Source organism: Streptomyces sp. JLBG701 (assembly GCF_058544905.1).
Genome location: NZ_CM178588.1, coordinates 2180074 through 2206155 on the forward strand (window position 1 = coordinate 2180074; position 26082 = coordinate 2206155).

Below are 26082 nucleotides of genomic sequence, written 5' to 3' on the forward strand. Positions count from 1 at the left end.
CGGGGCCAGGCTCGACTCCATGACAACACACGCGAAAGAGCTCGCGGTGGACGTACGGGGGCTGCGCAAGCAGTACGGGGACGTGACCGCCGTGGACGGCATCGATCTCGGCATCCGCAAGGGCGAGGTGTTCGGCCTGCTGGGGCCCAATGGCGCGGGCAAGAGCACCACGGTGGAGATCCTTCAGGGCAACCGGAGCAGGGACGCGGGCGAGGTCTCGGTACTCGGGTCGGACCCGGCGACGGGCACGCGTGCGTGGCGCTCTCGGGTCGGAATCGTCTGGCAGGACGAATCCGCGCCCGCCGAGTTGACGGTCCGGGAGACCGTGCGGCATTTCGCCCGCTACTACCCGAGGCCGCGGGACCCCGAGGAGGTCATCGGTCTGGTGGGTCTGGAGGCGAAGGCGGGCAGCCGGATCAAGGCACTGTCGGGCGGTCAGCGACGGCGGCTCGACGTGGCGCTCGGCGTGATCGGCGGCCCCGAACTGCTGCTGCTCGACGAGCCGACGACGGGCTTCGACCCGGCGGCCCGGCGCCAGTTCTGGGACCTGATCCGCAAGCTGGCCGACGAGGGCACGACGATCCTGCTGACCACGCACTACCTGGAGGAGGCGGAGGCGCTCGCACACCGGCTGGCCATCATCGCCGAGGGCCATGTGGTCGCCGAGGGCGAACCGGCCGCCCTGCGGGAGCGGCACGGCACGGAGGCCACCGTCGAGTGGACGGAGCCCGACGGCACTCCGCGCGCCACCCACACGGAGACGCCCACCCGCACGGTCGCCGAGCTCACGGACCGCTTCGACGGCGAGATCCCGGGCCTGCGGGTGAGCCGCCCCACCCTGGAGGACGTCTACCTCCGGCTGACCGGACAGGAGGACGTGCGATGACCACGACGACCGCGGTACGGGCCCTGGCCGAGAGCTCCGCCGAGCGGCTGCCCAGCGCCTGGGGGCTCGGGGTCCAGCGGGGCGCCCTGGAGATCAAACAGTTCTTCCGGCAGCGCGACCAGGTGGTGTTCACCTTCGCCTTCCCGGTCGTGTTCCTGTTCCTCTTCGCGTCGATCTTCAAGGACGACGTGGAGGGCGCCGGCATCACCGCCTCGCAGCTGTACGTCCCCGCGATGATGGCCGCCGGCATCATGTCGACCAGCTTCCAGTCGCTCGGCATCTCGATCGCCATCGAGCGGGACGAGAGGGTGCTGCGGCGGTTGCGCGGCACGCCGATGCCGCCGGCGGCGTACTTCCTCGGCAAGATCTGGCTGGTTCTGGTCACCGGTCTGCTGGAGACGGTGATCCTGCTCCTCGTCGGCACGACCCTGTACGACGTGGATCTGCCCTCGGACGCGAGCAGGTGGTTCAACTTCGTCTGGATCTTCGTCCTGGGTCTGACGGCGTGCGCCATGCTCGGCATCGCGATCAGCTCGGTCCCGAAGTCCGGCAAGAGCGCGACCTCCGTGGTCGTACTCCCGTTCCTGGTGCTGCAGTTCATCTCCGGGGTGTACATCGCCATCGACACCATCCCGGACTGGATGCTGAACATCGGCGCGCTGTTCCCGCTGAAGTGGATGTGCCAGGGCCTGCGCGGGGTGTTCCTGCCCGAGTCGGCGCAGGTCCTGGAGCAGGCCGGGGACTGGGAGTTCGGGCGCATCGCCCTGGTGCTGGGGGCATGGTGCGTCGGAGGATTGGCGCTGTGTCTGCTGACCTTCCGGTGGAAGAACCGGCGCGACGGATGAATGATCCGGCAGAAGCCGGGGGCGGCGCGTACACCTGGGACCGGTCGTTCCGGCTCTGGGACACGTACTTCGCGCTGACCTGGGTGGCCACCCTGGTGTCCGTGCTCAGCACGGACTATCCGGGGTGGCCGGTCCGGGTGGTCGGGGCCGTGCTGCTCGTCCCGCTCGTTCCGTTGTACGTGTGGGTCGGGCGCCCCATCCTGTGCGGCAATCCGCCCGACGAACTGCGGGCACTGCGCTATCTGGCAGGGGCGACGGCACTGTTCCTGGCGTCGGCGATCCTGGTCGGCGAGACCCGGCTGATGACGTTCGCGCTCATCCCTCAGTGCTTCATGACGCTGCGGATGCGCTGGGCCATGACAGCGGTGGCGGTCATCAACCTCGCGCCGGTGGTGGGCTGGGCGTTGCTGTGGTGGCCCAGCGACCAGGACGTGTTCTTCAACGCGCTGTTCGCCGTGGTCTCGCTCGTGTTCTCGGCGGCCATCGGGAGCTGGATCATCCGGATCATCGAACAGAGCCAGGAGCGGGCCGAGTTGATCTCCGAGCTCGATGCCAGCCGACACGAGGTCTCCCGACTGTCCGCGGCGCACGGGGCGCTGGCCGAGCGGGAGCGGATGGCACGCGAGATCCACGACACGCTGACGCAGGGCTTCGCCAGCATCCTGATGCTGGTCCAGGCCGTCGAGATCGAACTCGACCGCGATCCCCCGCAGGCCCACCGTCACTTGGCCCTGATGGATGCCACAGCGCGCCAGAACCTGGCCGAGGCACGGGCGTTGGTCGCCGGCGGCGCGCCCGCCGACCTCGACGGCGCGTCGCTGCCGGACGCGCTGCGCCGGCTCGCCGACCGGCACGAGGCCTCGCTGGACGTCAGCGGCCCTGTCCGCGCCCTGCCCGCCGGCCCCGAGGTGGTCGCCCTGCGCGCCTGCCAGGAGGCGCTGGCGAACGCCCGTAAGCACGCGGGGAGTTCGGCTTCCGTAGGTATCGCGCTGGCGTACGCTGCGGACGCGCTCACCGTGTCCGTACGGGACGACGGCTGCGGCTTCGATCCCGTCGCCGTCTCCGGGGGCTACGGTCTGGCGGGCCTGCGCGCCCGGGCCGCCGAGGTGGGCGGCAGCGCCGAGGTGTGCAGCGCGCCCGGCGACGGCACGACGGTGACCGTCCGGCTGCCCGTCCCCTCCGTGAGGAGTGATCTCCCGTGATCCGGATCGTCCTGGCCGACGACCATCCCGTCGTACGTGAGGGGCTGCGCGCGATGCTGAGCGCCGAGCCGGATCTGGAGGTCGTAGCCGACGCGTCCAGTGGGCCGCGGGCGGAGGCGTTGGCGGCGGAACTGTTGCCCGACATCGTGCTGATGGATCTGCGGATGCCGGAGGGTGGGGGCGTCGACTCGATCGTGCGGATGACTGAGGCGGGGTTGCCGTGCCGGGTGATCGTCCTCACGACGTATGAGACGGACCGGGACATCCTGCGGGCCGTGGAGGCAGGGGCGGCGGGCTATTTGTTGAAGGACCTGCCACGGGGCGAACTGGCCAATGCCGTACGGGCTGCCGCGCGCGGCGAGACCGTGCTGGCTCCGTCCGTCGCGGCGCGGCTGGTGGATCAGCTGCGGACGAAACCGGAGCGGCCGCGGTTGTCCGAGCGGGAGACGGCGGTGTTGCGGCTGGTGGCGGAGGGGTGCACCAACGCGGAGATCGGGCGGCGGCTGTTCATCGGTGAGTCGACGGTGAAGACCCATCTGCTGCGGGCCTTCGGGAAGTTGGGGGTGGACGATCGGACGGCGGCGGTGACGAGTGCGATGAGGTTCGGGTTGCTGGACTGAAGTCCCTCGCCCCCGCCGCCCCTACCCGTCCCATCCCTGGGGCTCCGCCCCAGACCCCGCTCCTCAAACGCCGGAGGGGCTAGGTTTTTTCAGCCTGTCCGGCGTTTGAGGACGAGGCCCGTTCAGGGCCGAAAGGGGGGTCTGGGGGCGCAGCCCCCAGGGATGGGACGGGTAGGGGCGGCGGGGGCGAAAAAGCCCTCAGCCCAGCCTCGACTCCAGTTCCGCCACGATCTCGTTCACGCCCACCGCCGTCTGCTCCCCGGACTCCATGTCCTTCAGTTGGACCACGCCCTCCGCGAGGTCGCGTTCGCCGGCGACGATCGTGTAGCGGGCGCCGCTGCGGTTGGCGTTCTTCATGGCGCCCTTCAAGCCCTTGGCGCCGTAGGAGAAGTCGGCCGCGATGCCGAGCTTGCGCAGCTCCGTGACCTTGGCGAAGAGGACCCGGCGGGCCTCCTCGCCCAGCGGGACCGCGAACACGCTGGTCGTGGAGGGGAGTTCGAGTTCGACGCCCTCCGCCTCCAGGGCGAGGACCGTGCGGTCGACGCCCAGCGCCCAGCCCACCGACGGCAGCGCCGGGCCGCCGATCATCTCCGACAAGCCGTCGTAGCGGCCGCCGCCGCCCACCGCGGACTGGGAGCCCAGACCGTCGTGGATGAACTCGAAGGTCGTACGGGTGTAGTAGTCGAGGCCACGGACCAGCTTCGGGTCGTCCTCGAAGGAGACGCCCGCCGCCGTGATCAGCTCACGGACCTCCTCGTGGTACGCCTTGCAGGCATCGCAGAGGTAGTCGCGAAGCAACGGGGCGTCGGTCAGCTGCTTCTGGACGTCCGGGCGCTTGTCGTCCAGGACGCGCAGGGGGTTGATGTCCGCTCGGCGCAGGGTCTCCTCGTCGAGGTCCAGACCTCGGAGGAAGTTCTGCAACGCCTCCCGGTACACCGGCCGGCATTCCTTGTCGCCCAGGCTGTTCAGGAGGATGCGGAAGTCGCGCAGCCCCAACGAACGGTACGCCTGGTCGGCCAGGATGATCAGCTCGGCGTCAAGCGCCGGGTCCTCCGCACCGATCGCCTCGGCGCCGACCTGCGAGAAGTGGCGGTAACGGCCCTTCTGCGGGCGCTCGTAGCGGTAGTACGAGCCGGAGTACCAGAGCTTGACAGGGAGGTTGCCCACCTTGTGCAGGTTGGCCTCCAGCGCCGCGCGCAGGACGGAGGCGGTGCCCTCGGGGCGCAGGGCGAGCTTGTCGCCGCCCTTGGTCTCGAAGGCGTACATCTCCTTGGTCACGATGTCCGTCGACTCGCCCACACCGCGTGCGAAGAGCTCCACGCTCTCGAAGCCCGGCGTCTCGATGTAGCCGTAGCCGGAATTGCGCAGGGGTGCGGCGATCGCCTCACGGACCGCCAGGAACTTGGCGCTGTCCGGCGGGATCAGGTCGTACGTGCCCTTGGGGGCCTTGAAGGTGCTCACGGAAGGTCTCTCGTCACATTCCTCGTCGGGGAGGGGTGTTCGAACCCTCTCCCTGGCCGGCCGCCACCTGCCGCAGATACGGGTTGGTGGCGCGCTCCTGGCCGATGGTCGTCTGGGCGCCGTGGCCGGACAGCACCACGGTCGAGTCGTCGAGCGGCAGGCACACGCGGGCCAGCGAGTCGAGCATCTCGGCCATGTCGCCGCCGGGCAGGTCGGTGCGTCCGATGGAGCCGGCGAACAGCAGGTCGCCCGAGAAGAACACCGACGGGATCTCCGCCGTCTCGGGCATCCTGAAGGTCACCGACCCCTTGGTATGCCCGGGGGCATGGGCCACGGACAGCTCCAGGCCCGCCAGCTCCAGCCGCGCACCGTCGGTCAGCTCCTTGACGTCGTCCGGCTCCCCCACGGTCAGCTCGCCCATGAGCGGCATCCCGATGGAACGGCCGAGACCCATCGACGGGTCGGTCATCATGTACCGGTCCTCGGGGTGGATCCAGGCCGGTACGCCGTGCGCGCCGCACACCGGGACGACCGAGGCCACGTGGTCGATGTGGCCGTGGGTGAGGACGACGGCGACGGGCTTGAGCCGATGCTTCTTCAGCGCTTCCTCGACTCCCTCGGCGGCCTGATGGCCCGGGTCGATGATCACGCACTCCTCACCGGCGGCGGGGGCGACGAGATAACAGTTCGTCCCCCAGGCCCCGGCGGGGAACCCGGCAATGAGCACGATCGTCCTTCGTTGTGTCGATACGGGCGGCTTGAGGGCGGCCGAGAAACGGCTGCGCCTGTGGTCAGAGCCTACCGGCGCTGCCGATTCCTCAGCGAACCCATATACGGTACGGGGCACACGCAGGCGGTCGGCTCACAAGACGCACGCGTCCCAGTCGACGTACGAGACGCACGAGGAGAAAACCCGGTGGTCACCCAGGAACAGCGGAAGCGTCAGCTCGCCCGGGAGAAGTTCTTGCGGCAGCAGCAGCGGCGTACGTCCGCGCGACGCAAGGCTCGCATGCGCAACTCAGTGATCGCGTCGGTGCTCGGCGTGATCATTATCGGCAGCGTGGCTTTGTACACGACCGGGGTTCTCAAGGACGACGACAAGGCCAACGCCAGTGCGGAGGCGACCCCGAGCGCGGAGGCGACCAGCAAGGCGCCCGACCCGTGCGAGAAGGCCGCCGCGGGCGAGGTCAAGACGCTGACGTGGAAGAAGGAGCCGGCGGTCACCATCGACAAGTCGGCGAAGTACACGATGAAGCTCGCGACGACGTGCGGCGACATAGACATCGATCTGAAGGCGTCGGCCGCACCGCACACCGTGAACTCCTTCAACTTCCTCGCCGCCAAGGGCTACTTCGACCACACCAAGTGCCACCGGCTCACCACCAGCGGCATCTATGTGCTGCAGTGCGGCGACCCGACCGGCAGTGGCAGCGGCGGTCCCGGCTACACGATCCCGGACGAGAACCTGAAGGACAAAACCCTCAAGGACAACATCTATCCGGCGGGCACGATCGCGATGGCGAACACCGGCACGGCGCACACCGGCGGCAGCCAGTTCTTCCTCGTCTACCAGGACAGTCAGCTGCCCCCCAGCTACACCCCGTTCGGTACCGTTTCCGCATCGGGTATGAAGGTTCTGAAGAAAATCGCGGCGGCCGGGGAGAGCACCGGCGCGGGTGACGGAGCCCCCAACGCGACCGTCGTGATCAACAAGGCAACTGTCACCAAATCCTGACCCCCAGCAGGGAAACTTCGGTCGCGCGGGATGCGGACAGGCAACCCGCCGGTCGCCTATGTTGGCCGTGACGAAACTGTGGACGATGCCCGGGGGTGCTGAGGCCCCCCGCAGGCATCATGTGGAGGAGGCGCTGTGAGCAGCGACCCGTGGGGCCGCGTCGACGAGACGGGGACCGTGTACGTGCGTACGGCCGACGGCGAGCAGGTCGTCGGTTCCTGGCAGGCCGGCTCCCCTGAGGAAGCGTTGGCCTACTTCGAGCGCAAGTACGAGGGCCTGGTTGTCGAGATCGGCCTCCTCGAGAAGCGAGTGAAGACCACCGACCTGTCCGCGAAGGACGCGCAGACCGCCATCGGCCATATCCGCGAGCAGGTGGACGCCCACCACGCGGTCGGTGATCTGGACTCGCTGCGGCAGCGGCTGGACAAGCTCGTGGAGACGGTCGAGTCGCGCCGTGAGGAGCGCAAGCAGCAGCGGGCCAAGCAGTCCGACGAGGCGCGACACGCCAAGGAGGCGCTGGTCGTCGAGGCCGAGGAGCTGGCGCAGTCCGACCAGTGGCGGGCGGCCGGTGAGCGGCTGCGCGCGCTGGTGGACACCTGGAAGGGTCTGCCCCGGCTTGACCGCAAGTCCGACGACGAGCTGTGGCACCGCTTCTCCCACGCCCGGTCGGCGTTCTCCAAGCGCCGCAAGGCGCACTTCGCCTCGCTGGACGCGCAGCGCGAGGATGCCCGCAAGACCAAGGAGAAGCTGGTCGCGGAGGCCGAGTCGCTGTCCGCTTCGGCGGACTGGGGTCCGACGGCGGCCCGCTACCGCGAGCTGATGGCGGAGTGGAAGGCCGCGGGCCGTGCCCAGCGCGAGCACGAGGACGATCTGTGGAACCGCTTCCGCGGCGCCCAGGACGTCTTCTTCGCCGCCCGCAGCTCGGTCTTCGCCGAGCGGGACGCCGAGCAGACCGAGAACCTTAAGCTCAAGGAGGAGCTGGCCGAGGAGGCCGAGAAGCTCCTGCCGATCACGGACCTGAAGGCGGCGCGGGCCGCCTTCCGTTCGATCAACGAGCGCTGGGAGGCCATCGGCCATGTGCCGCGCGACGCGCGGCCGAAGGTCGAGGGCCGGATGCACACGGTCGAGCGGGCCCTGCAGGAGTCCGAGGAGGCCGAGTGGCGCCGGACGAACCCGGAGGCACGCGCGCGTGCCGAGGGTCTGACCGGCCAGCTCCAGGCGGCGGTGGACAAGCTGAAGGGCCAGATCGAGTCGGCGCGGACGCAGGGCAACAACGCCAGGGCCGACAAGCTGCAGAAGGAGCTGGAGGGCCGCCAGGCACTCCTGGACCAGGCCCTCAAGGGCCTCCAGGAGTTCGGCGGCTAGCCACCGGTACTCCTACGACGAGAAGGGCCCCGTACATCGCGTACGGGGCCCTTCTCGTCGTATGCCTTGTCTGCCCTACGACGTCTGCCCTACGACCGGCTGCGCGCCGACGTCACCCGGTAGACGTCGTAGACGCCCTCCACTCCCCTGACCGCCTTCAGGACGTGCCCGAGGTGCTTCGGGTCGCCCATCTCGAAGGTGAAGCGGGAGGTGGCGACGCGGTCGCGGGAGGTCTGGACGGCCGCGGAGAGGATGTTGACGTGCTGGTCGGACAGGACCCGGGTGACGTCCGAGAGGAGCCGGGAGCGGTCCAGGGCCTCGACCTGGATGGCGACCAGGAAGACCGAGGACTGGGTCGGCGCCCACTCGACTTCCAGGATGCGCTCGGGCTCGCGGGACAGTGACTCCACGTTGACACAGTCGCTGCGGTGAACCGATACGCCGCTACCGCGGGTGACGAAGCCGATGATCGGGTCGCCGGGGACGGGCGTACAACAGCGGGCCAGCTTGACCCACACGTCGTCGACGCCCTTGACGACGACACCGGGGTCGTTGTTGCTGCGCCGCTTGCGGCCGCGGCCGTGGGACGGCGGTACGGCCTCGTCCTCCTCGGTCGCGGCCTCCTCGCCGCCGAGGGCCTGGACGAGCTTCTGTACGACGTTCTGCGCGGCGACATGGCCCTCGCCGATCGCGGCGTAGAGCGAGGAGATGTCCGGGTAGCGCATCTCGTGCGCCAGCGTCACCAGGGAGTCTCCGGTGAGGATGCGCTGGATCGGCAGGTTCTGCTTGCGCATCGCGCGGGCGATGGCGTCCTTGCCCTGCTCGATCGCCTCGTCGCGGCGCTCCTTGGAGAACCAGGCCCGGATCTTGTTGCGGGCGCGCGGCGACTTCACGAAGCCGAGCCAGTCGCGGGAGGGGCCCGCGCCGGGCGCCTTGGAGGTGAAGACCTCGACCAAGTCGCCGTTGTCCAGGGTGGATTCGAGCGGTACGAGACGGCCGTTGACCCGTGCCCCTATGGTCCGGTGGCCGACCTCGGTGTGGACCGCGTACGAGAAGTCGACCGGCGTCGATCCCGCGGGCAGCGCTATGACGTCGCCCTTGGGCGTGAAGACGAAGACCTCGTTGCGCGAGAGGTCGAAGCGCAGGGACTCCAGGAACTCGCCGGGGTCCTCGGTCTCCTTCTGCCAGTCGAGGAGCTGGCGCAGCCACGCCATGTCGTTGAGGTGGTCGTCCTTGCCGGTGGTCCTCGGCTGGTCCGAGCGCACCTTGGAGGTACCGGCGACGGCCTCCTGCTTGTACTTCCAGTGCGCGGCGATGCCGTACTCGGCGCGGCGGTGCATGTCGAACGTACGGATCTGGAGTTCGACCGGCTTGCCGTTGGGGCCGATGACCGTCGTGTGCAGCGACTGGTACATGTTGAACTTGGGCATCGCGATGTAGTCCTTGAACCGCCCCGGAACCGGGTTCCAGCGGGCGTGGACCGTGCCGAGGGCCGCGTAGCAGTCGCGGACGGTGTCCACCAGGACTCGGATGCCGACCAGGTCGTAGATCTCCGCGAAGTCACGGCCGCGGACGATCATCTTCTGGTAGACGCTGTAGTAGTGCTTCGGGCGGCCGGTGACGGTCGCCTTGATGCGGGCCGCGCGCAGGTCGGACTGGACCTCGTCGGTCACTATGGCCAGATACTCGTCACGCTTCGGCGCCCTCTCGGCCACCAGCCGTACGATCTCGTCGTACATCTTGGGATAGAGGATCGCGAACGCGAGGTCCTCCAGCTCCCACTTGATGGTGTTCATGCCCAGGCGATGGGCGAGCGGCGCGTAGATCTCCAGCGTCTCGCGCGCCTTCTTCTCCTGCTTCTCGCGCTTGAGGTAGCGCATGGTGCGCATGTTGTGCAGCCGGTCGGCGAGCTTGATGACCAGGACGCGCGGGTCCTTGGCCATCGCTACGACCATCTTGCGCACGGTCTCGGCCTGCGCGGCCTCGCCGAACTTGACCTTGTCGAGCTTGGTGACGCCGTCGACGAGCAGGGCGACGGAGTCGCCGAAGTCACGGCGGAGCTGGTCGAGGCCGTACTCGGTGTCCTCGACGGTGTCGTGCAGCAGGCCCGCCATCAGGGTGGCCGGATCCATGCCCAGCTCGGCGAGGATCGTGGTGACGGCGAGCGGGTGCGTGATGTACGGGTCGCCGCTCTTGCGCTTCTGGCCGCGGTGCCAGCGCTCGGCGACCTGGTAGGCCTTCTCGATCTGGCGGAGCGTGGCCGTCTCGATCTTCGGGTCGTTGCTGCGCACTATCCGCAGCAGGGGCTCCAGGACCGGGTTGTACGGGTTGGAGCGCTGGACGCCGAGGCGGGCGAGGCGGGCGCGGACGCGGTTGGAGGAGCCGGTGCGGGCGGGCTGGCCGGCGTTGGGGCGGCCGGCAGGGGGGTTCTCGGAGCTCTCGGGCGGTGCCGGCTTGGGGCGCGACTGCTCGGCCGACTTCTCGACGGGCGCGGACTGGGCGTGCTCGACCGGCCCGCGGCTGTCGTTCTTCGCGTTCGACACGCTCGGCGCGGGCTTGGCCGCGGCGTCCGAGGCGGGCTCGGGCTTGGCGGCGATAAGGGGCTGGGCCTCGTCTGGCAAGAGGACTCCTCGTGCGCGATCCGGGTCCCCCGGTCAGGCTCCGGAGACCCCATGGTAGCGATCCTGAGCTCGGGGATCGCCTTCAGGCCACTGTGAGGGCCGTCTACCAGGGAAACGCGAGAGGCGGGCGCCGGATTCCTCCGGGCCCGCCTGCGCGGTGACGTACGGGTTTCCCGGGGCTTTTGCCCGGGTGCCCGGGGGCTTGCGCCCCGGTGTCTCAGATCTTGAGCAGTGCCTCCAGCGGGGCCCCTCCGAGGGCCGGTTCCAGACGGGCCCGGCCGCCGAGGAAGCCGAGCTCCATGAGGACCGCCACGCCCGCGACCTCGGCGCCCGCCCGCTGGATCAGCTGGATCGAGGCCTCGGCTGTGCCGCCGGTGGCGAGGACGTCGTCGACGACCAGGACGCGGTCGCCCGCGCTCAGGTCCTCGGCGTGCACTTCGATCTCGGCCGAGCCGTACTCCAGGTCGTACGCCTGGCTGAGGGTGGCTCCGGGGAGCTTGCCCGCCTTGCGTACGGGGATGAAGCCGAGGCCGGCGCGGACGGCGACCGGGGCGCCCAGGATGAAGCCGCGGGCCTCCAGGCCGACGACCTTCGTGGCACCGTGGCGCCCGGCGATCTCGGCCAGGGCGTCGGTGAGCGCGGTGAACGCCGCCGGGTCCGCCAGGAGCGGGGTGATGTCCTTGAACATCACGCCCGGCTCCGGGTAGTCGGCCACATCGCGGATACGGCTGAGCAGCAACTCCTCGATGCCGGTCATCGGCGCTTGCCCGACGGTCGGCCGCGGCCCCGGGTGCGGGACGCGGGCTGGTTGCGCGGGCCGACCACCGCGTGGGTGGCCTCCTCCGACTCGTGGTCGTGCGCCTCGTCGGCGAACTCCGGCGCATCCAGGGAGTCGCCCTTCGCGGCGGCCTGGGCACGCTTGGCGAGGACGCGCTTCCTGAGCGCCTTCATCTGCGGCTCGGCCTCCTTGAGGTCGGCGACGAGCGGCGTGGCGATGAAGATCGAGGAGTACGCACCGGCCGCGAGGCCGACGAACAGCGACAGCGAGATGTCGTTGAGCATGCCGGCGCCGAGGACACCGCCACCGATGAACAGCAGGCCCGCGACCGGCAGCAGCGCGACGACCGTGGTGTTGATGGAGCGGACCAGGGTGCTGTTGATCGAGCGGTTGGCGACGTCGCTGTAGGTCCAGCGGGTCTGCTTGGTGAGGTCCTTCGTCTGCTCCTTGAGGCTGTCGAAGACGACGACCGTGTCGTAGAGCGAGTAACCGAGGATCGTCAGCAGACCGATCACCGTGCCCGGCGTCACCTCGAAGCCGACGAGGGCGTAGATACCGACCGTGATGGTGATGTCGTGGATCAGGGCGACGAGCGCCGCGACGGCCATGCGCCACTCGAACGCGATCGCCAGGTAGATCGCGACCAGGACCATGAAGATCGCCAGACCCTGCCAGGCCTTGTTGGCGACCTGGTCACCCCAGCTGGGTCCGACCAGGTCCGCGTTGATCTTCTCCGAGTCGACGCTCAGGTCCTTGGCCAGCTCATCCTTGATCTGGGAGGACTTGTCGGTGTCGATGCCGGCGATCTGGATGCGCAGGCCGCCGTTGCCGAGCTTCTGGACGATCGCGTCGTGGCCGGACGCCTCTTCCGCGAACGTCTCGGCCTGGGAGACCGAGACGCTGGTCTTCTCGGTGGTGAAGACGGCACCGCCCTGGAACTCGATGCCCATGGTCAGGCCGCGCACCGCCAGGCCGACGATGGCCGTGATGGTGATCAGGATCGAGATGCCGTACCAGATCTTGCGGTTGCCGACGAAGTCGTAGCCGACTTCGCCACGGTGCAGTCGGGCGCCGAGGTTGCCGAGCTTCGACATCTCACGCCTCCTTCGTGTCGACAGGGCCGGCGGCAAGACCGGAGGGACGGCGCGTACGGCGCAGTGGGGGCTTGGCGCCCAGAGCCTTCGGGTCGAGGCCCGAATACTTGTGGCCGTTCGCGAAGAACTTCCTGCGGGCGAGGATCGTCATCAGCGGCTTGGTGAAGAAGAAGACCACGACCACGTCGAGGACGGTGGTCAGGCCGAGGGTGAACGCGAAGCCCTGGACCTTGCCGACGGTGACGATGAACAGCACCGCGGCGGCGAGGAACGTCACGAAGTCGGAGACCAGGATGGTGCGCCGGGCGCGCGGCCAGGCACGCTCGACGGCCGGACGCAGTGAGCGGCCCTCGCGGATCTCGTCCCGGATGCGCTCGAAGAACACGATGAACGAGTCCGCCGTGATACCGATCGCGACGATCGCACCGCAGACGGCCGGGAGGTTCAGCGCGAAGCCGATGGCCGGGCCGAGCAGCGCCATGATCACGTAGGTGAGGATCGCGGAGACCAGCAGCGAGGGGATCGCGATGACCGACAGACCGCGGTAGAAGATCAGCAGGTAGATCATGACCAGCGCCAGGCCGATCGCGCCCGCGATCAGACCGGCGTGCAGCTGCTCGCCGCCGAGCGCGGCGGTCACCGTGGTGACGCTGTCCTCCTTGAAGGTCAGCGGCAGGGCGCCGTACGACAGCATGTTGGCGAGGCTCTGGGCCGACTCCTGGTTGAAGTTGCCGGAGATCTCCGCGTTGCCGCCGGTCAGCGCCTGGCTGACGTACGGGTCGGAGACGACCTCACCGTCCAGGACGATGGCGAACTGGTTCTGCGGGGTGGTGTTCTGGGCGAGCTTGCCGGTGATGTCGGCGAACTTCTTGGTGCCGGAGGACGTGAAGTCCATGGTGACCGTCCAGCCCGCGGCGGTCGTGGTGTTGAAGACGGCCGCGGCCTTCTTGACGTCCGTGCCGTCGACCTCGGCCGGGCCGAGGACGTACTTCTGCCACTGGCCCGACGAGTTCTGGCCGCAGGCCACGGTCGAGTCGGTGGCCTTGGCGCCCTTGCCGGCCGTCGACCGGGCTTCCTTGTCGGTGCAGTCGAGCGCGGCGTACGCCGCTTCGAGCTTGCTTGTCTCGGCGCTGGCGGTGCTGCTCGCGGACGCGGAGGCGCTGGCGGAAGCGCTCGCGGAGGCCGAGCTGCTCGCGGACGGGGTCGAGTCGGCCTTCAGCGAGTCCGTGACCGAGCGGCCCTGCGTGGTGGAGGTCGCCGACGGGGTCGAGGACGAGGTCGCCTTCTCGGAGGAGTCACTCGAAGGACTGCTGGAAGCGCTGCTGGAGGCGCTCGCCGACGGGCTGGCCGTCGCGGCGGCTCCGGAGACCTCGGTGGCGAGCACCGGGCGGAAGTAGAGCTTGGCGGTGGTGCCGACCTGCTGCCGCGCCTCTTCGGAGTTCGTGCCCTTGGGGATGTTGACGATGATGTTCTTGGTGCCCTGGGTCTGAACCTCGGCCTCCGAGACGCCAAGACCGTTGACACGGCGGTTCATGATGTCGACCGCGGTGTCCATGTTGGTCTTGTTGATCGCGGATTCCTGGCCGGCCTCGGGGACCGCCCGGAGCGTGATGCTCGTACCACCGGCAAGGTCGATGCCGAGACGCGGAGTGGTGTGCCCGGAGGCGAACATGCCTCCGGTGAGCGCCACGATGGCGATCAGGATCAGGGCCAGCGAGCGCCCCGGCTTGCTCTGGGCGCTCGCGCTCCGGCCCTTCTTAGGTGCTGCCACCTTCTCGTACTCCCTCTCGGGCCGCCCCACGCCGGGTCAGCGCGGCCGGCGGCCATGACATGGTGTCGGGACCCCGTGCGAGAAACACACGTGCCCGGGAGACGCGGGGCGCGAGCGGGTTGCGTTCGCGCCGTGCTCCCGGGACGTGACTACTTCGCGTCGGTGTCGCCGTCGGTCTTCTTCGGCTCTTCGTCCGTCTTCGCCTCGGCGGGCTCGTCGGCCTCGGTGGGCTCGTCCGCCTGCTCCTCGGCCGCGTCCTTCTTGCCGAGGTCGATGGGCTTGTCGTCGGAAGCGTCGGAAGCGTCGGCGGCGGGCTCGTCGGTCTCGGTGAGGGAGGAGGCGTCGTCCGGGACGATGTCGGAGTCGGACTTCAGGTCGTGCTCGACGCCGTGGACGATGCGGTTGTACTCGTCGTCACCGAGGACGGCGCCGATGGCGTTCTTCGCGAAGAGGAGATCGACGCCGGGGCCGGCGTCGAGGAGGACCGTCTCCTCGTTGACCTCCTTGACCGTCGCGTACATGCCTCCGATCGTGCGGACGCCGGTACCGGGCTGCATCTGGTTCCGCATCTCCGCGGCCTGCGTCTGCTTGCGCTTGGCCGAGCGGGTCATCAGGAACATGGCCCCGATGAGCACGATGAACGGGAGGAGGGTCAGGATATTCACGGGACGGGGTTTCCTTCGCACAACCGCGGTGGTGAGCGGCCTGGTGGATGGGGGTGGTCGGCGCCGCCCACAAAGGCGGCATCGGCGGAGTCTAAGCGAGTCCGCACTGATGGAACAACGCTCAGCATGGCACCGGGGTTCCTGACCCAGCCAGTGCCCTCGCCGTCACGCCCCGAACAGGTCCCCTTGTCCGTTTCCACCGGTCGACGAGCGGGGCGGGGTGAGGCCGAGGTGCGCCCATGCGGCGGGGGTGGCGACGCGGCCGCGCGGGGTACGGGCCAGCAGGCCCTCCCGTACGAGGAACGGCTCGGCGACCTCCTCCACGGTCTCGCGCTCCTCCCCCACCGCGACGGCGAGCGTGGACAGGCCGACGGGGCCGCCGCCGAACAGCTTGAGCAGGGCTTCGAGGACGCCGCGGTCGAGGCGGTCGAGGCCGCGGGCGTCGACCTCGTAGACCTTCAGCGCAGCCGACGCGATCTCGCGCGTGATGAAGCCGTCGGCCTTGACCTGCGCGTAGTCCCGCACGCGGCGCAGCAGACGGTTGGCGATACGGGGCGTGCCGCGGGAGCGGCCGGCGATCTCGGCGGCGCCCTCGGCCTGGATCTCGACGTCGAGGAGGTTCGCTGAGCGGTGGATGACGCGCTCCAGCTCGACGGGTTCGTAGAACTCCATGTGCGCGGTGAAGCCGAAGCGGTCGCGCAGTGGGGGCGGCAGCAGGCCCGCGCGCGTGGTGGCGCCGACCAGGGTGAAGGGCGGCAGTTCGAGGGGGATGGCGGTGGCGCCGGGGCCCTTGCCGACGATGACGTCGACCCGGAAGTCCTCCATCGCCATGTAGAGCATCTCCTCGGCGGGCCGGGACATGCGGTGGATCTCGTCGAGGAAGAGGACCTCGCCCTCCTGGAGGGAGGAGAGGATCGCCGCGAGATCGCCGGCGTGCTGGATGGCGGGGCCGCTGGTGATGCGGATCGGGGCGTTCATCTCGGCCGCGATGATCATCGACAGGGTGGTCTTGCCGAGGCCTGGGGCGCCGGAGAGCAGCACGTGGTCGGCGGTGGCGCCACGCGCGCGTGCGGCGCGCAGGACCAGGTCGAGCTGCTCGCGGACCTTCTCCTGGCCGATGAACTCGTCCAGGTCCTTGGGGCGCAGGGCGGCCTCGACGGCCTGGTCCTCACGGTCGGCGGACGCACCGACGAGCCGCTCGGGGGCGGTCTCTTCGGTCGTGTCGTCCCAGTTCACTGACGTTCTCCTAGCGAGCGCGGTTCAAGGTCTGGAGGGCTGCCTTCAGCAGCTGGCCCACCTGTGGCGTGCCCTCGGCGGCCTCGGCCTGCGGAGTCACCGCGGCGACCGCCTCGTCGGCCTCGCGCGTGGCGTAGCCGAGGCCGATCAGGGCGGCGTGCAGCTGATCGCGCCAGCCGCTGGTGACCGGGGCGCCGACCGCCGCGGTGCCGATCGGAGCGCCGAGCCGGTCCTTGAACTCCAGCAACAGCTTCTGCGCGCCCTTCTTGCCGATGCCCGGAACGGCCATCAGCGCCTTCTCGTCTCCCGCGGTCACGGCTCGGCGCAGGGCGTCCGGCGTGTGGACGGCCAGCATGGCCTGGGCCAGTCGGGGGCCCACACCGGTCGCGGTCTGCAGCAGCTCGAAGATCTGGCGCTCGTCGTCGTCCACGAAGCCGTACAGGGTCAGTGAGTCCTCGCGTACGACGAGAGAGGTGGCGAGCTTGGCCGGCTTGCCGAGACGGAGCGTGGACAGCGTGTTCGGCGTGCACTGGAGGGCCATGCCGACACCGCCGACCTCCACCACCGCGGCGTCGGGAGCGAGTGCGGCGACCGTGCCGCTGACAAAGGCGATCATGCCGTACGGCCTTTCGATGCGTGCAGGGCCACGGCCTGCTGGAGCCTGTTCTGCGCGGGGGCGCGCCAGATGTGGCAGATGGCGAGCGCGAGGGCGTCGGCGGCGTCGGCCGGCTTGGGCGGGGCGTCGAGCCGCAGCAGACGCGTGACCATCGCGCCGACCTGGGCCTTGTCGGCGCGCCCGCTGCCGGTGACGGCGGCCTTGACCTCGCTGGGGGTGTGCAGGGCTACGGGGATGCCGCGGCGGGCGGCGCAGAGCATGGCGACGGCGCTGGCCTGGGCCGTGCCCATCACCGTACGGACGTTGTGCTGGCTGAACACCCGCTCCACCGCGACGAATTCGGGCCGGTGCTCGTCCAGCCACTGGTCGATGCCCTGCTCGATGACGACGAGGCGCTGCCCCAACTCGGCGTCCGTGGGCGTACGTACGACACCGACGCCGACCATGGTGAGCGGCCGCCCGGCGACGCCTTCGACGACTCCGACACCACATCGCGTGAGACCGGGGTCCACCCCGAGTACGCGCACCGCCCCTCCCCTCTTTGCGGCTAAACCGCCGCCGCTCTCGCGGATCTGGCTGAGCACCGTCGGGGTACCTCAATTATTGGTTGCGGCCCTTGGACGGTGATCTTTGGTTCACGCCAGGCTATCCGCTGCCACCGACAACGACGGCGGGCCGGTGGGACGTGTCCCACCGGCCCGCCGAAATCTCGGCACACGCGGAGCGTTACGCGTCGACCTTCTCCATGACCTCGTCGCTCACGTCGAAGTTGGCGAAGACGTTCTGCACGTCGTCGCTGTCCTCCAGGGCGTCGATCAGCTTGAAGATCTTCCGGGCGCCCTCTTCGTCCAGCTCGACCTGCATGGTCGGGACGAAGTTGGCGTCGGCGGAGTCGTAGTCGATCCCGGCGTCCTGGAGGGCGGTGCGGACCGCGACCAGGTCGGTGGCCTCGCTGAGCACCTCGAAGGACTCGCCGAGGTCGTTGACCTCCTCGGCGCCCGCCTCAAGGACGGCACCCAGGACGTCGTCCTCGGTCAGCTCGCCCTTGGGGACGATGACGACGCCCTTGCGGTTGAAGAGGTACGAGACGGAGCCCGGGTCGGCCATGTTGCCGCCGTTGCGCGTCATGGCGACGCGGACGTCCGAGGCTGCGCGGTTGCGGTTGTCGGTGAGGCACTCGATGAGCACCGCGACGCCGTTCGGGCCGTAACCCTCGTACATGATCGTCTCGTAGTCGGCGCCACCGGCCTCAAGGCCGGCGCCGCGCTTGACCGCGGAGTCGATGTTCTTGTTCGGGACCGAGCTCTTCTTGGCCTTCTGGATGGCGTCGAACAGCGTGGGGTTGCCGGCCGGGTCGGCGCCGCCCGTGCGGGCGGCCACCTCGATGTTCTTGATCATCTTCGCGAAGAGCTTGCCGCGCTTGGCGTCGATCACGGCCTTCTTGTGCTTCGTCGTAGCCCATTTAGAGTGGCCGGACATCTGCCTGTCTCCTTCGCGTTACCCAACTCTGTACGAACCCCAGAGATCCTACAAGGACTACGCCACCCCGTTCGCGCGGACCATGTCGACAAAGAGGCCGTGCACGCGGTGGTCGCCGGTCAGCTCCGGGTGGAACGACGTGGCGAGCGCGTTGCCCTCACGGACGGCGACGATGTGACCGTCGTGTTCCGCGAGCACTTCGACGTCGGCACCGACGGACTCGACCCAGGGGGCCCTGATGAAGACGCCCTCCACAGGATCCCCCTCGACGCCCTTGACGTCGACGGTCGCTTCGAAGGACTCGTTCTGACGTCCGAAGGCGTTACGGCGCACGATCATGTCGATGCCGCCGACCGTCTCCTGGCCCGAGCGCGGGTCGAGGATCTTGTCGGCGAGCATGATCATGCCCGCGCAGGTGCCGTAGACGGGCATGCCGTCACGCACGCGTGCGCGCAGCGGTTCCATCACGCCGAAGAGGACGGCCAGCTTGGAGATGGTCGTGGACTCGCCGCCGGGGATGACGAGGCCGTCCACCTCGGCGAGCTCTTCGGGGCGCCGCACCGGCCTGGCCAGGGCATCCGCCTCGGCCAGGGCGATGAGGTGCTCCCGTACGTCGCCCTGGAGGGCCAGGACGCCTATGACAGGGGTGCTCATGGGTGACTACCAGCCACGGTTCGCGTAGCGCTCGGCCTCGGGGAGGGTGTCGCAGTTGATGCCGACCATGGCCTCGCCGAGGTTGCGGGACGCGTCCGCGATGATCTTCGGGTCGTCGTAGAAGGTGGTCGCCTTCACGATGGCGGCGGCGCGCTTGGCCGGGTCGCCGGACTTGAAGATGCCGGAGCCGACGAAGACGCCCTCGGCGCCGAGCTGGCGCATCAGCGCGGCGTCGGCGGGGGTGGCGACGCCGCCGGCGGAGAACAGGACGACCGGCAGCTTGCCGAGCTCGGCGACCTCGCGCACGATCTCGTACGGGGCGCGCAGCTCCTTGGCGGCGGCGTACAGCTCGTTGTTGTCGAAGCCGCGCAGCCTGGCGATCTCATTCTTGATCTGGCGCAGGTGGCGCACGGCCTCGACGACGTTGCCGGTGCCGGCCTCGCCCTTGGAGCGGATCATCGCGGCGCCCTCGGCGATACGGCGCAGGGCCTCGCCCAGGTTGGTGGCACCGCAGACGAAGGGGGTCGTGAAGGCCCACTTGTCCGAGTGGTTGACCTCGTCGGCCGGGGTGAGGACCTCGGACTCGTCGATGTAGTCGACGCCGAGGGACTGCAGCACCTGGGCCTCGACGAAGTGGCCGATGCGGGACTTGGCCATCACGGGGATGGAGACCGCGTCGATGATCTCCTCGATCATGTTCGGGTCCGACATACGGGCCACGCCGCCGTCCTTGCGGATGTCGGCCGGGACCCGCTCCAGGGCCATCACGGCGACAGCGCCGGCGTCCTCCGCGATCTTCGCCTGCTCGGCGTCGACCACGTCCATGATCACGCCGCCCTTGAGCTGCTCGGCCATGCCGCGCTTCACGCGCGCGGTGCCGGTCTCGGGAGTCTGGGCGGAGTTGGGAAGCGTGCTGGACACGGGGTGACCTCACTCGGTGAAAGAGGGTTTCTGCAGACACCGAGGAAACGCGAGAGGACCAGGCCACAGCAAGGGCCAATGGGAAGGCGGTGGCTCGTTTTGCGGAGCGGCTGCCTACGCGGCCCGATCCACCAGGGCCGTCGGGGGCTCGTCGTCCATCTCGAAGGCCATCGGGAACGGCGCGTGTCCCGCCAGGCGGAACCAGCGGACCTTGCGGTGCCGGCGCAGAGCCCGTGCCGCCCGCACCGAGTCGTTGTGGAAGCGCCGGGCCATCGGCACCCTGCGGACCGCCTCGGTGAGCTCCCGCGTGGCCGCCTCGCCGCCGGGGGCCTCGCGTACCGCCTCCACCTGCGGGGCCTCCCCGAACACCGCCCTCAGTGCCTGGCTCAGGTCGCTCTCGGCGACCTCCCGCTGTTCCTCCTCGGCCTGCCGGGCCGCGTGTGCGGCCTCGTACAGGACCATCGAGGCGGCCGGGTCGAGGACGCCGGCCGTCGCCAACTCCTGGGCCACCGAGGCGCGGCGCAGCAGCTGTGCGTCCAGGGCGGCCCGGGCCGCGTCGATCCTCACGTGCAGGCGGTCCAGCCGGCCCGCGGTCCAGCTCAGGTAGAGCCCGATCGCCAGGAGGCCGACGAGGATCCAGATCAAGGTTGCGGTCACGGGCCGCAGCCTACGGGGGCGCAACGCTCGTTCAGCCGTGGCCCTCGGGGTGACCGGCGTTGTCGTCCCTGGGGGCTGCGGCCCGTGACCCCCCTTCGGCCCTGAAGGGGCCTCGTCCTCAAACGCCGGACGGGCTGGGTTTACCGAGCGTCAGCTGAAGAGGCGCGCCCTCAGTCCCGCGCCAACCCGAACCGTGCCCGCAACCCCGTGGACGTCCGTTCGTCCGCCGCCACCGCCGCCGCGCCGTCCGTCACCGTCTCGTAGACGGACATGATGTCCGCGCCGACCGTCGACCAGTCGAAGCGCCGTACGTGGGCGCTGCCGCGCGCATGCAGTTCGGCCCTGCGCTTCGGGTCCCCCAGGAGCCGTACCGCCGCCTCGGCCAGTGCGTCCGCGTCCTCGTTGGCGAACAGTTCTCCCGCGGCGCCCTGGTCGAGGACCTGGGCGAAGGCGTCCAGGTCGGAGGCGAGTACGGGGGCGCCTGCCGACATGGCCTCGACGAGGATGATGCCGAAGCTCTCGCCGCCGGTGTTGGGGGCGACGTAGAGGTCGATGCTGCGCAGGAAGCGGGCCTTGTCCTCGTCGCTGATCATGCCGAGGAACTCGACGCGCGGGCGTAGTTCCTCGGGGAGGGATTCCACGGCCTCTTCCTCGTCGCCGCGTCCGGCGACCAGGAGCCGGGCCTGGGGGCGCTCGGCGAGGATCTTCGGCAGGGCCTTCATCAGGACGGGCAGGCCCTTGCGGGGCTCGTCGATGCGCCCTATGAAGCCGATCGTCTCTCCCTGCCACTCGGGCTTGGGCTCGGCCTTGGCGAAGAAGTCGACGTCGACGCCGTTCGGGATCACCACCGCGTCGCCGCCGAGGTGTTCGACGAGGGTGCGGCGGGCGTACTCGCTCACGGCGATCCGGGCGCTGATCTTCTCCAGGGCGGCCTGGAGGATCGAGTAGGCGGCGACCATGGCCCGGGAACGCGGGTTGGACGTGTGGAAGGTGGCCACGATCGGGCCCTGCGCCGCCCAGCAGGCCAGCAGGCCGAGCGAGGGCGAGGACGGCTCGTGGATGTGGACCACGTCGAACTCGCCGTCGTGCAGCCAGCGACGCACGCGTGCCGCGGACAGGAAGCCGAAGTTGAGGCGGGCCACCGAGCCGTTGTACGGCACCGGCACCGCGCGGCCCGCGGAGACTACGTACGGCGGCAGAGGAGTGTCGTCGTCGGCGGGGGCCAGGACGGAGACCTCGTGTCCCAGACGGATGAAGTACTCGGCGAGATCGCGGATGTGGAACTGGACGCCACCCGGTACGTCCCAGGAGTACGGGCAGACGATGCCGATCCTCACGGGCGCTCCCCGTCCGAGGGGCGGGGTTCCAGATCTGCGAGCCACAAGCGCTGCAACATGTGCCAGTCCTCCGGATGTTCGGCGATACCCGTGGCGTAGGCGTCGGCCAGCGCCTGTGTCATGACAGACGTCTTCTCGGCCCGTGTACCTGTCTCGGGTACCTCGATCGGGGGATGCACTCGCCCCTGCATGATGGGTGAGTCGTCGTACCAGAGTGTCACCGGCAGCAGAAGCGCACCCGTCTGCTGGGCGAGCAGTGCCGGTCCGGCCGGCATCCGGGCCGTGTCGCCGAAGAACTTGACCTCGACACCGGACTCGGACAGATCGCGGTCGGCGACCAGGCAGACCAGGCCGCCGTCGCGCAGTCGCCGGGCCAGGGTGCCGAAGGCGGTGCCGCCGCTGTGCGGCAGGACCTCCATGCCGAGGCCCTCGCGGTAGGCGACGAAGCGGTCGTAGAGGCTCTCCGGCTTGAGGCGCTCGGCGACCGTCGTGAAGGGGGTCTCCAGCTTGGTGGTGACCCAGGCTCCGGCCAGATCCCAGTTGCCCAGGTGCGGCAGCGCCAGGATCACGCCGCGGTCGGAGGCGATGCCGTCCGTGAGGTGGTGCACGTCCTTGCAGTCGAAGCCCGTCTTCACGCGCTCCTCGCTCCACGCGGGCAGCCGGAAGGACTCCATCCAGTAGCGCAGATACGACCGCATGCCCGCCCGGGACAGCTCCGCGAGGCGCTCCGGGCTCGCGTCGGGCACCACGCGCGCGTAGTTGCTCTCCAGCCGCTGGACGCCCTTGCCGCGTCGCTTCCAGGCGAGGTCGGCGATCGTGTTGCCCAGGCGCACGGCGACCGGCTCGGGGAGCTTCTTCACCGTGCCCCAGCCCACGCCGTAGAGCGCGTCGGTCAGCCACTCCTGCGCGGTCACTTCGCCGCCTCACTCCCCTGCTGGGTGTTCTCCTGCCGGCCGCTCTCCTGAGCGGCCGCCGCGTCCGCCTCCGCCGACTCCCGACGGACCGTGACGACCCGCTGGATCAGCGTGACCAGGCTGCCGACGGCCACGATCCACAGGGCGACGGGCAGCAGGTACTGGATGCCGGGTACCCCGAACGTGTGCAGGCCCGCGAGACCGGCGGCGACGAGGGAGATCACAAGGCGCTCGGCGCGCTCGATCAGCCCGTTGACCGCGACGGGCAGACCGATCGATTCGCCACGGGCCTTGGTGTACGAGACCACCTGGCCGCTGGCCAGGCAGAAGATCGAGACGGCGCACAGGACGTTGTCGTTGCCGTTGCCCGCGTACCAGAGGGCGAGGCCGCCGAAGATCGCACCGTCGGCCACCCGGTCGAGCGTGGAGTCCAGGAAGGCGCCCCAGCGGCTGGAGCGGCCGAGCTGGCGGGCCATGTTGCCGTCGACGAGGTCCGAGAACACGAACAGCGTGATGACGACCGTGCCCCAGAAGAACTCCCCCCGGGGGTAGAAGACCAGCGCGCCCGCGACCACTCCTGCGGTGCCGAGGAGCGTGACCGTGTCGGGGCTGACGCCCCGCCTGATCAGAAACGCGGCGAACGGTGTGAGGACACGCGTGAAGAATGCACGCGCGTACTTGTTCAGCATGGCCTTCCCGAGGGTCGGTGTCGCCGTGCGGCCCCTGCTGGCCACCGGCTGGCCCATCGTAGCCACGCGCGCGTGTGTGCGACGGCCGGGCACCCGTGGGGGCAGGCCCTGGATCCGGCGGATGGGCGGCAACCGACGGTGGGCGGCGGGATCGCGTCCGTTGTATGGACGCACCGTGACGGGAGTGGAAAGCTCGAAGAACCGCGGGCGTCATAGGAGCCGCCACGGCACGCGGATCCGTGTGTCCGCGCCCACAGTGACCTCACCGTGCACGGGAGGCAAGGCCATGGGCGACAAGGCGAACGCACACCCCGGGGCCGCCGGCAGGGCAGCCACGGTCGACCACCCCGCGTCCGTACGGAATGTGGTGCTGGTCGGCCACTCCGGATCGGGCAAGACGACATTGGTGGAGGCTCTCGCGCTGACCGCGGGGGCCGTGAACCGGGCGGGCCGTGTGGAGGACGGCGGCACCGTCTCCGACTACGACGAGATCGAGCACCGGCAGCAACGGTCGGTACAGCTCTCCCTGGTGCCCGTCGAATGGGACGGGTTCAAGATCAACCTCCTCGACACCCCCGGATACGCCGACTTCGTCGGGGAACTCAGGGCCGGTCTGCGAGCGGCGGACGCGGCCCTTTTCGTTGTCTCCGCCTCGGACGGCGTGGACGGCTCGACCCGCATGGTGTGGGAGGAGTGCGCGGCCGTCGGCATGCCGCGGGCGATCGTCGTCACGCACCTGGAGTCCGCCCGGTCGGACTTCGAGGAGATGACGCGGACCTGCGCGGAGGCCTTCGGCTCGGACGACCCCGACGCCGTACTGCCGCTGTATCTGCCGTTGCACGGCGCGCGGGGACCCGACGGGCACGCGAGCGTGTCCGGTCTGGTCGGGCTGCTGTCGCAGAAGCTCTTCGACTACGCCTCCGGGGAGCGCAAGGAGTCCGAGCCCGGTCCCGACCAACTGCCGCGCATCGAGGAGGCCCGCAACCGGCTGATCGAGGGGATCATCGCCGAGAGCGAGGACGAGACCCTCATGGACCGCTATCTGGGCGGCGAACCGATCGACTTCAAGACGCTCGTGGAGGACCTGGAGCGGGCCGTCGCGCGCGGGGTGTTCTTCCCCGTCCTGGCCGCCGCTCCCGCGGCCGAGGGCGCACGCCAGGGCCTCGGCACGGTCGAACTCCTCGAACTGGTCACGCGCGGGTTCCCCACCCCCCTGGAGCGTGAGGCCCCCTCGGTCACCACCCCGGACGGCAAGCCCCGCACGCTGAAGCTGTGCGACCCGGACGGCCCGCTGGTCGCGGAGGTCGTGAAGACCGCGTCCGACCCGTACGTCGGCCGGGTCTCGCTGGTCCGCGTCTTCTCCGGCACGCTGAAACCCGACGAGACCGTCCATGTCTCCGGACACGGCCTCGCCGACCGCGGACACGAGGACCACGATGTCGACGAGCGGATCGGCGCCCTGTCCGCCCCCTTCGGCAAGCAGCAGCGCACGCTCACCCACTGCATCGCGGGCGACCTCGCGTGCGTGGCCAAACTCAACCGCGCGGAGACGGGCGACACGCTCTCGGGCAAGGACGACCCGCTGCTCATGGAGCCGTGGGAGATGCCCGACCCCTTGCTGCCGCTCGCCATCCAGGCGCACAGCAAGGCGGACGAGGACAAGCTCTCGCAGGGCCTGTCGCGGCTGGTCGCCGAGGACCCGACCATGCGGCTCGAACAGAACCCGGACACCCACCAGGTCGTCCTGTGGTGCCTGGGCGACGCGCACGCGGACGTCGCCCTGGAGCGGCTGCGCAGCCGGTACGGCGTCCAGGTCGACGTCGTGGCGCACAAGGTCTCCCTACGGGAGACGTTCGCGGCCAGGTCCGGCGGGCGCGGCCGGCATGTGAAGCAGTCCGGCGGGCACGGGCAGTACGCGATCTGCGAGATCGAGGTCGAACCGCTGCCGGGCGGCTCGGGCATCGAGTTCGTGGACAAGGTCGTCGGCGGCGCGGTGCCCCGGCAGTTCATCCCGTCCGTGGAGAAGGGCATCCGGGCCCAGGCCGCCAGGGGAGTCGCGGCCGGCTATCCGCTCATCGACGTCCGGGTCACACTCCTGGACGGCAAGGCGCACTCGGTGGACTCCTCGGACGCCGCGTTCCAGACGGCCGGCGCGCTCGCCCTGCGGGAGGCCGCGGCCGACGCGAAGATCCATCTCCTCGAACCGGTGGCCGAGGTGACGGTGCTGGTCGGCGACGAGTACGTGGGCGCCGTGATGAGCGACCTGTCCGGGCGGCGGGGCCGAGTGCTGGGCACCGAGCAGACGAGCGGCGCGCGGACCCTCGTACGCGCCGAGGTGCCCGAGATCGAGATCGGACGGTACGGCGTCGACCTGCGGTCCCTGTCGCACGGCACCGCACGCTTCAACCGCTCCTACGCACGCCATGAGCCGATGCCCCCTCAGGTCGCCGAAAGGATCCGTGAACAGGCCCAGGAGGTCTAGTAGTTGACACCCCACAGGTGCCGCGAGGCGCCGCGGGAACGGCTTTTGCGGAAC

The 26082-nt window shown here is 69.8% G+C and carries 24 protein-coding genes; 7 read left to right on the forward strand and 17 right to left on the reverse strand.

Annotated elements, in window-relative coordinates; genetic code table 11:
• Positions 1-19 precede the first annotated feature (19 nt).
• The 4 genes from AC5DRG_RS09990 to AC5DRG_RS10005 are packed head-to-tail and all read left to right on the forward strand — an operon-like array spanning position 20 to position 3553.
• Positions 20-886: an ABC transporter ATP-binding protein gene (locus tag AC5DRG_RS09990; protein WP_491809642.1), complete on the forward strand. Its 867-nt coding sequence runs from the start codon at positions 20-22 to the stop codon at positions 884-886.
• Complete coding sequence (locus AC5DRG_RS09995) at positions 883-1731, forward strand: ABC transporter permease (protein WP_491809643.1); 849 nt, start codon at positions 883-885, stop codon at positions 1729-1731. Before AC5DRG_RS09990 ends, AC5DRG_RS09995 begins: the two co-directional genes overlap by 4 nt.
• Entirely contained in the window at positions 1728-2933 is a 1206-nt protein-coding gene (locus AC5DRG_RS10000) for a sensor histidine kinase (protein ID WP_491809644.1), read from the forward strand. The genes AC5DRG_RS09995 and AC5DRG_RS10000 overlap by 4 nt, the downstream gene beginning before the upstream one ends.
• The gene (locus AC5DRG_RS10005) at positions 2930-3553 is read left to right on the forward strand and encodes a response regulator (protein ID WP_491809645.1); all 624 of its coding nucleotides are present in this window, start codon (positions 2930-2932) and stop codon (positions 3551-3553) included. Before AC5DRG_RS10000 ends, AC5DRG_RS10005 begins: the two co-directional genes overlap by 4 nt.
• A 198-nt stretch (positions 3554-3751) precedes the next feature.
• On the opposite strand, the gene hisS is transcribed toward AC5DRG_RS10005, so the two are convergent.
• On the reverse strand, positions 3752-5014 hold the full coding sequence (hisS, locus tag AC5DRG_RS10010; RefSeq protein WP_491809646.1) for a histidine--tRNA ligase: 1263 nt from the start codon (positions 5012-5014) through the stop codon (positions 3752-3754).
• 13 nt (positions 5015-5027) lie between these two features.
• Positions 5028-5741: an MBL fold metallo-hydrolase gene (locus tag AC5DRG_RS10015; protein WP_491809647.1), complete on the reverse strand. Its 714-nt coding sequence runs from the start codon at positions 5739-5741 to the stop codon at positions 5028-5030.
• Between the two features lie 189 nt (positions 5742-5930).
• Here AC5DRG_RS10015 and AC5DRG_RS10020 point away from each other — a divergent pair, with 189 nt between their 5' ends.
• Positions 5931-6749 carry a peptidylprolyl isomerase gene (locus AC5DRG_RS10020; protein ID WP_491809648.1) on the forward strand — a complete coding sequence of 273 codons (819 nt, stop codon included), beginning with the start codon at positions 5931-5933 and terminating at the stop codon, positions 6747-6749.
• Positions 6750-6884: 135 nt separating this feature from the next.
• Positions 6885-8114: a DUF349 domain-containing protein gene (locus AC5DRG_RS10025; protein ID WP_491809649.1), complete on the forward strand. Its 1230-nt coding sequence runs from the start codon at positions 6885-6887 to the stop codon at positions 8112-8114.
• Positions 8115-8203: 89 nt separating this feature from the next.
• On the opposite strand, the gene AC5DRG_RS10030 is transcribed toward AC5DRG_RS10025, so the two are convergent.
• From AC5DRG_RS10030 to pgsA, 15 genes are all read right to left on the reverse strand, one after another.
• On the reverse strand, positions 8204-10735 hold the full coding sequence (locus AC5DRG_RS10030) for a RelA/SpoT family protein (protein WP_491809650.1): 2532 nt from the start codon (positions 10733-10735) through the stop codon (positions 8204-8206).
• 217 nt (positions 10736-10952) lie between these two features.
• Positions 10953-11492, reverse strand: a complete 540-nt coding sequence (locus AC5DRG_RS10035; protein ID WP_491809651.1) for an adenine phosphoribosyltransferase — start codon at positions 11490-11492, stop codon at positions 10953-10955.
• A complete protein-coding gene (secF, locus tag AC5DRG_RS10040; RefSeq protein WP_491809652.1) occupies positions 11489-12607 on the reverse strand; it encodes a protein translocase subunit SecF in 1119 nt (372 codons plus the stop codon). The genes AC5DRG_RS10035 and secF overlap by 4 nt, the downstream gene beginning before the upstream one ends.
• A gap of 1 nt (position 12608) precedes the next feature.
• The gene (gene secD / locus AC5DRG_RS10045; protein ID WP_491809653.1) at positions 12609-14378 is read right to left on the reverse strand and encodes a protein translocase subunit SecD; all 1770 of its coding nucleotides are present in this window, start codon (positions 14376-14378) and stop codon (positions 12609-12611) included.
• 149 nt (positions 14379-14527) lie between these two features.
• Positions 14528-15043, reverse strand: coding sequence for a preprotein translocase subunit YajC (gene yajC / locus AC5DRG_RS10050; protein WP_491809654.1), 516 nt, complete (start codon positions 15041-15043; stop codon positions 14528-14530).
• Between the two features lie 165 nt (positions 15044-15208).
• A complete protein-coding gene (gene ruvB / locus AC5DRG_RS10055) occupies positions 15209-16279 on the reverse strand; it encodes a Holliday junction branch migration DNA helicase RuvB (protein ID WP_491809655.1) in 1071 nt (356 codons plus the stop codon).
• Positions 16280-16289: 10 nt separating this feature from the next.
• Positions 16290-16895: a Holliday junction branch migration protein RuvA gene (gene ruvA / locus AC5DRG_RS10060; RefSeq protein WP_491809656.1), complete on the reverse strand. Its 606-nt coding sequence runs from the start codon at positions 16893-16895 to the stop codon at positions 16290-16292.
• A complete protein-coding gene (gene ruvC / locus AC5DRG_RS10065) occupies positions 16892-17422 on the reverse strand; it encodes a crossover junction endodeoxyribonuclease RuvC (protein ID WP_491809657.1) in 531 nt (176 codons plus the stop codon). The genes ruvA and ruvC overlap by 4 nt, the downstream gene beginning before the upstream one ends.
• A gap of 199 nt (positions 17423-17621) precedes the next feature.
• Positions 17622-18374, reverse strand: a complete 753-nt coding sequence (locus tag AC5DRG_RS10070; RefSeq protein WP_491809658.1) for a YebC/PmpR family DNA-binding transcriptional regulator — start codon at positions 18372-18374, stop codon at positions 17622-17624.
• 57 nt (positions 18375-18431) lie between these two features.
• A complete protein-coding gene (gene pdxT / locus AC5DRG_RS10075; RefSeq protein ID WP_491809659.1) occupies positions 18432-19028 on the reverse strand; it encodes a pyridoxal 5'-phosphate synthase glutaminase subunit PdxT in 597 nt (198 codons plus the stop codon).
• A gap of 6 nt (positions 19029-19034) precedes the next feature.
• On the reverse strand, positions 19035-19949 hold the full coding sequence (pdxS, locus tag AC5DRG_RS10080) for a pyridoxal 5'-phosphate synthase lyase subunit PdxS (RefSeq protein ID WP_491809660.1): 915 nt from the start codon (positions 19947-19949) through the stop codon (positions 19035-19037).
• A 114-nt stretch (positions 19950-20063) separates the two neighbouring features.
• Complete coding sequence (locus tag AC5DRG_RS10085; RefSeq protein WP_491809661.1) at positions 20064-20606, reverse strand: hypothetical protein; 543 nt, start codon at positions 20604-20606, stop codon at positions 20064-20066.
• A 170-nt stretch (positions 20607-20776) separates the two neighbouring features.
• On the reverse strand, positions 20777-21943 hold the full coding sequence (locus AC5DRG_RS10090; protein ID WP_491809662.1) for a glycosyltransferase family 4 protein: 1167 nt from the start codon (positions 21941-21943) through the stop codon (positions 20777-20779).
• Positions 21940-22857 (reverse strand): phosphatidylinositol mannoside acyltransferase, encoded by a 918-nt coding sequence (locus tag AC5DRG_RS10095; protein ID WP_491809663.1) that lies wholly within the window; start codon positions 22855-22857, stop codon positions 21940-21942. Before AC5DRG_RS10095 ends, AC5DRG_RS10090 begins: the two co-directional genes overlap by 4 nt.
• Positions 22854-23603, reverse strand: a complete 750-nt coding sequence (pgsA, locus tag AC5DRG_RS10100; protein ID WP_491813005.1) for a phosphatidylinositol phosphate synthase — start codon at positions 23601-23603, stop codon at positions 22854-22856. Before pgsA ends, AC5DRG_RS10095 begins: the two co-directional genes overlap by 4 nt.
• Positions 23604-23832: 229 nt before the next feature.
• On the opposite strand from pgsA, the gene AC5DRG_RS10105 reads away from it, so the two are divergent.
• The gene (locus AC5DRG_RS10105) at positions 23833-26028 is read left to right on the forward strand and encodes an elongation factor G-like protein EF-G2 (protein WP_491809664.1); all 2196 of its coding nucleotides are present in this window, start codon (positions 23833-23835) and stop codon (positions 26026-26028) included.
• The last annotated feature ends 54 nt before the right edge of the window (positions 26029-26082 follow it).

What these genes read in the sequence shown, in the direction of transcription:
- secF (WP_491809652.1), bottom strand. Translation starts at nt 12,607, where the DNA reads ATGTCGAAGCTCGGCAACCTCGGCGCCCGACTGCACCGTGGCGAAGTC.
- AC5DRG_RS10000 (WP_491809644.1), top strand. Translation starts at nt 1,728, where the DNA reads ATGAATGATCCGGCAGAAGCCGGGGGCGGCGCGTACACCTGGGACCGG.
- ruvA (WP_491809656.1), bottom strand. Translation starts at nt 16,895, where the DNA reads ATGATCGCCTTTGTCAGCGGCACGGTCGCCGCACTCGCTCCCGACGCC.
- AC5DRG_RS10035 (WP_491809651.1), bottom strand. Translation starts at nt 11,492, where the DNA reads ATGACCGGCATCGAGGAGTTGCTGCTCAGCCGTATCCGCGATGTGGCC.
- pgsA (WP_491813005.1), bottom strand. Translation starts at nt 23,603, where the DNA reads ATGGGCCAGCCGGTGGCCAGCAGGGGCCGCACGGCGACACCGACCCTC.
- AC5DRG_RS10070 (WP_491809658.1), bottom strand. Translation starts at nt 18,374, where the DNA reads ATGTCCGGCCACTCTAAATGGGCTACGACGAAGCACAAGAAGGCCGTG.
- AC5DRG_RS09995 (WP_491809643.1), top strand. Translation starts at nt 883, where the DNA reads ATGACCACGACGACCGCGGTACGGGCCCTGGCCGAGAGCTCCGCCGAG.
- AC5DRG_RS10105 (WP_491809664.1), top strand. Translation starts at nt 23,833, where the DNA reads ATGGGCGACAAGGCGAACGCACACCCCGGGGCCGCCGGCAGGGCAGCC.
- AC5DRG_RS09990 (WP_491809642.1), top strand. Translation starts at nt 20, where the DNA reads ATGACAACACACGCGAAAGAGCTCGCGGTGGACGTACGGGGGCTGCGC.
- pdxT (WP_491809659.1), bottom strand. Translation starts at nt 19,028, where the DNA reads ATGAGCACCCCTGTCATAGGCGTCCTGGCCCTCCAGGGCGACGTACGG.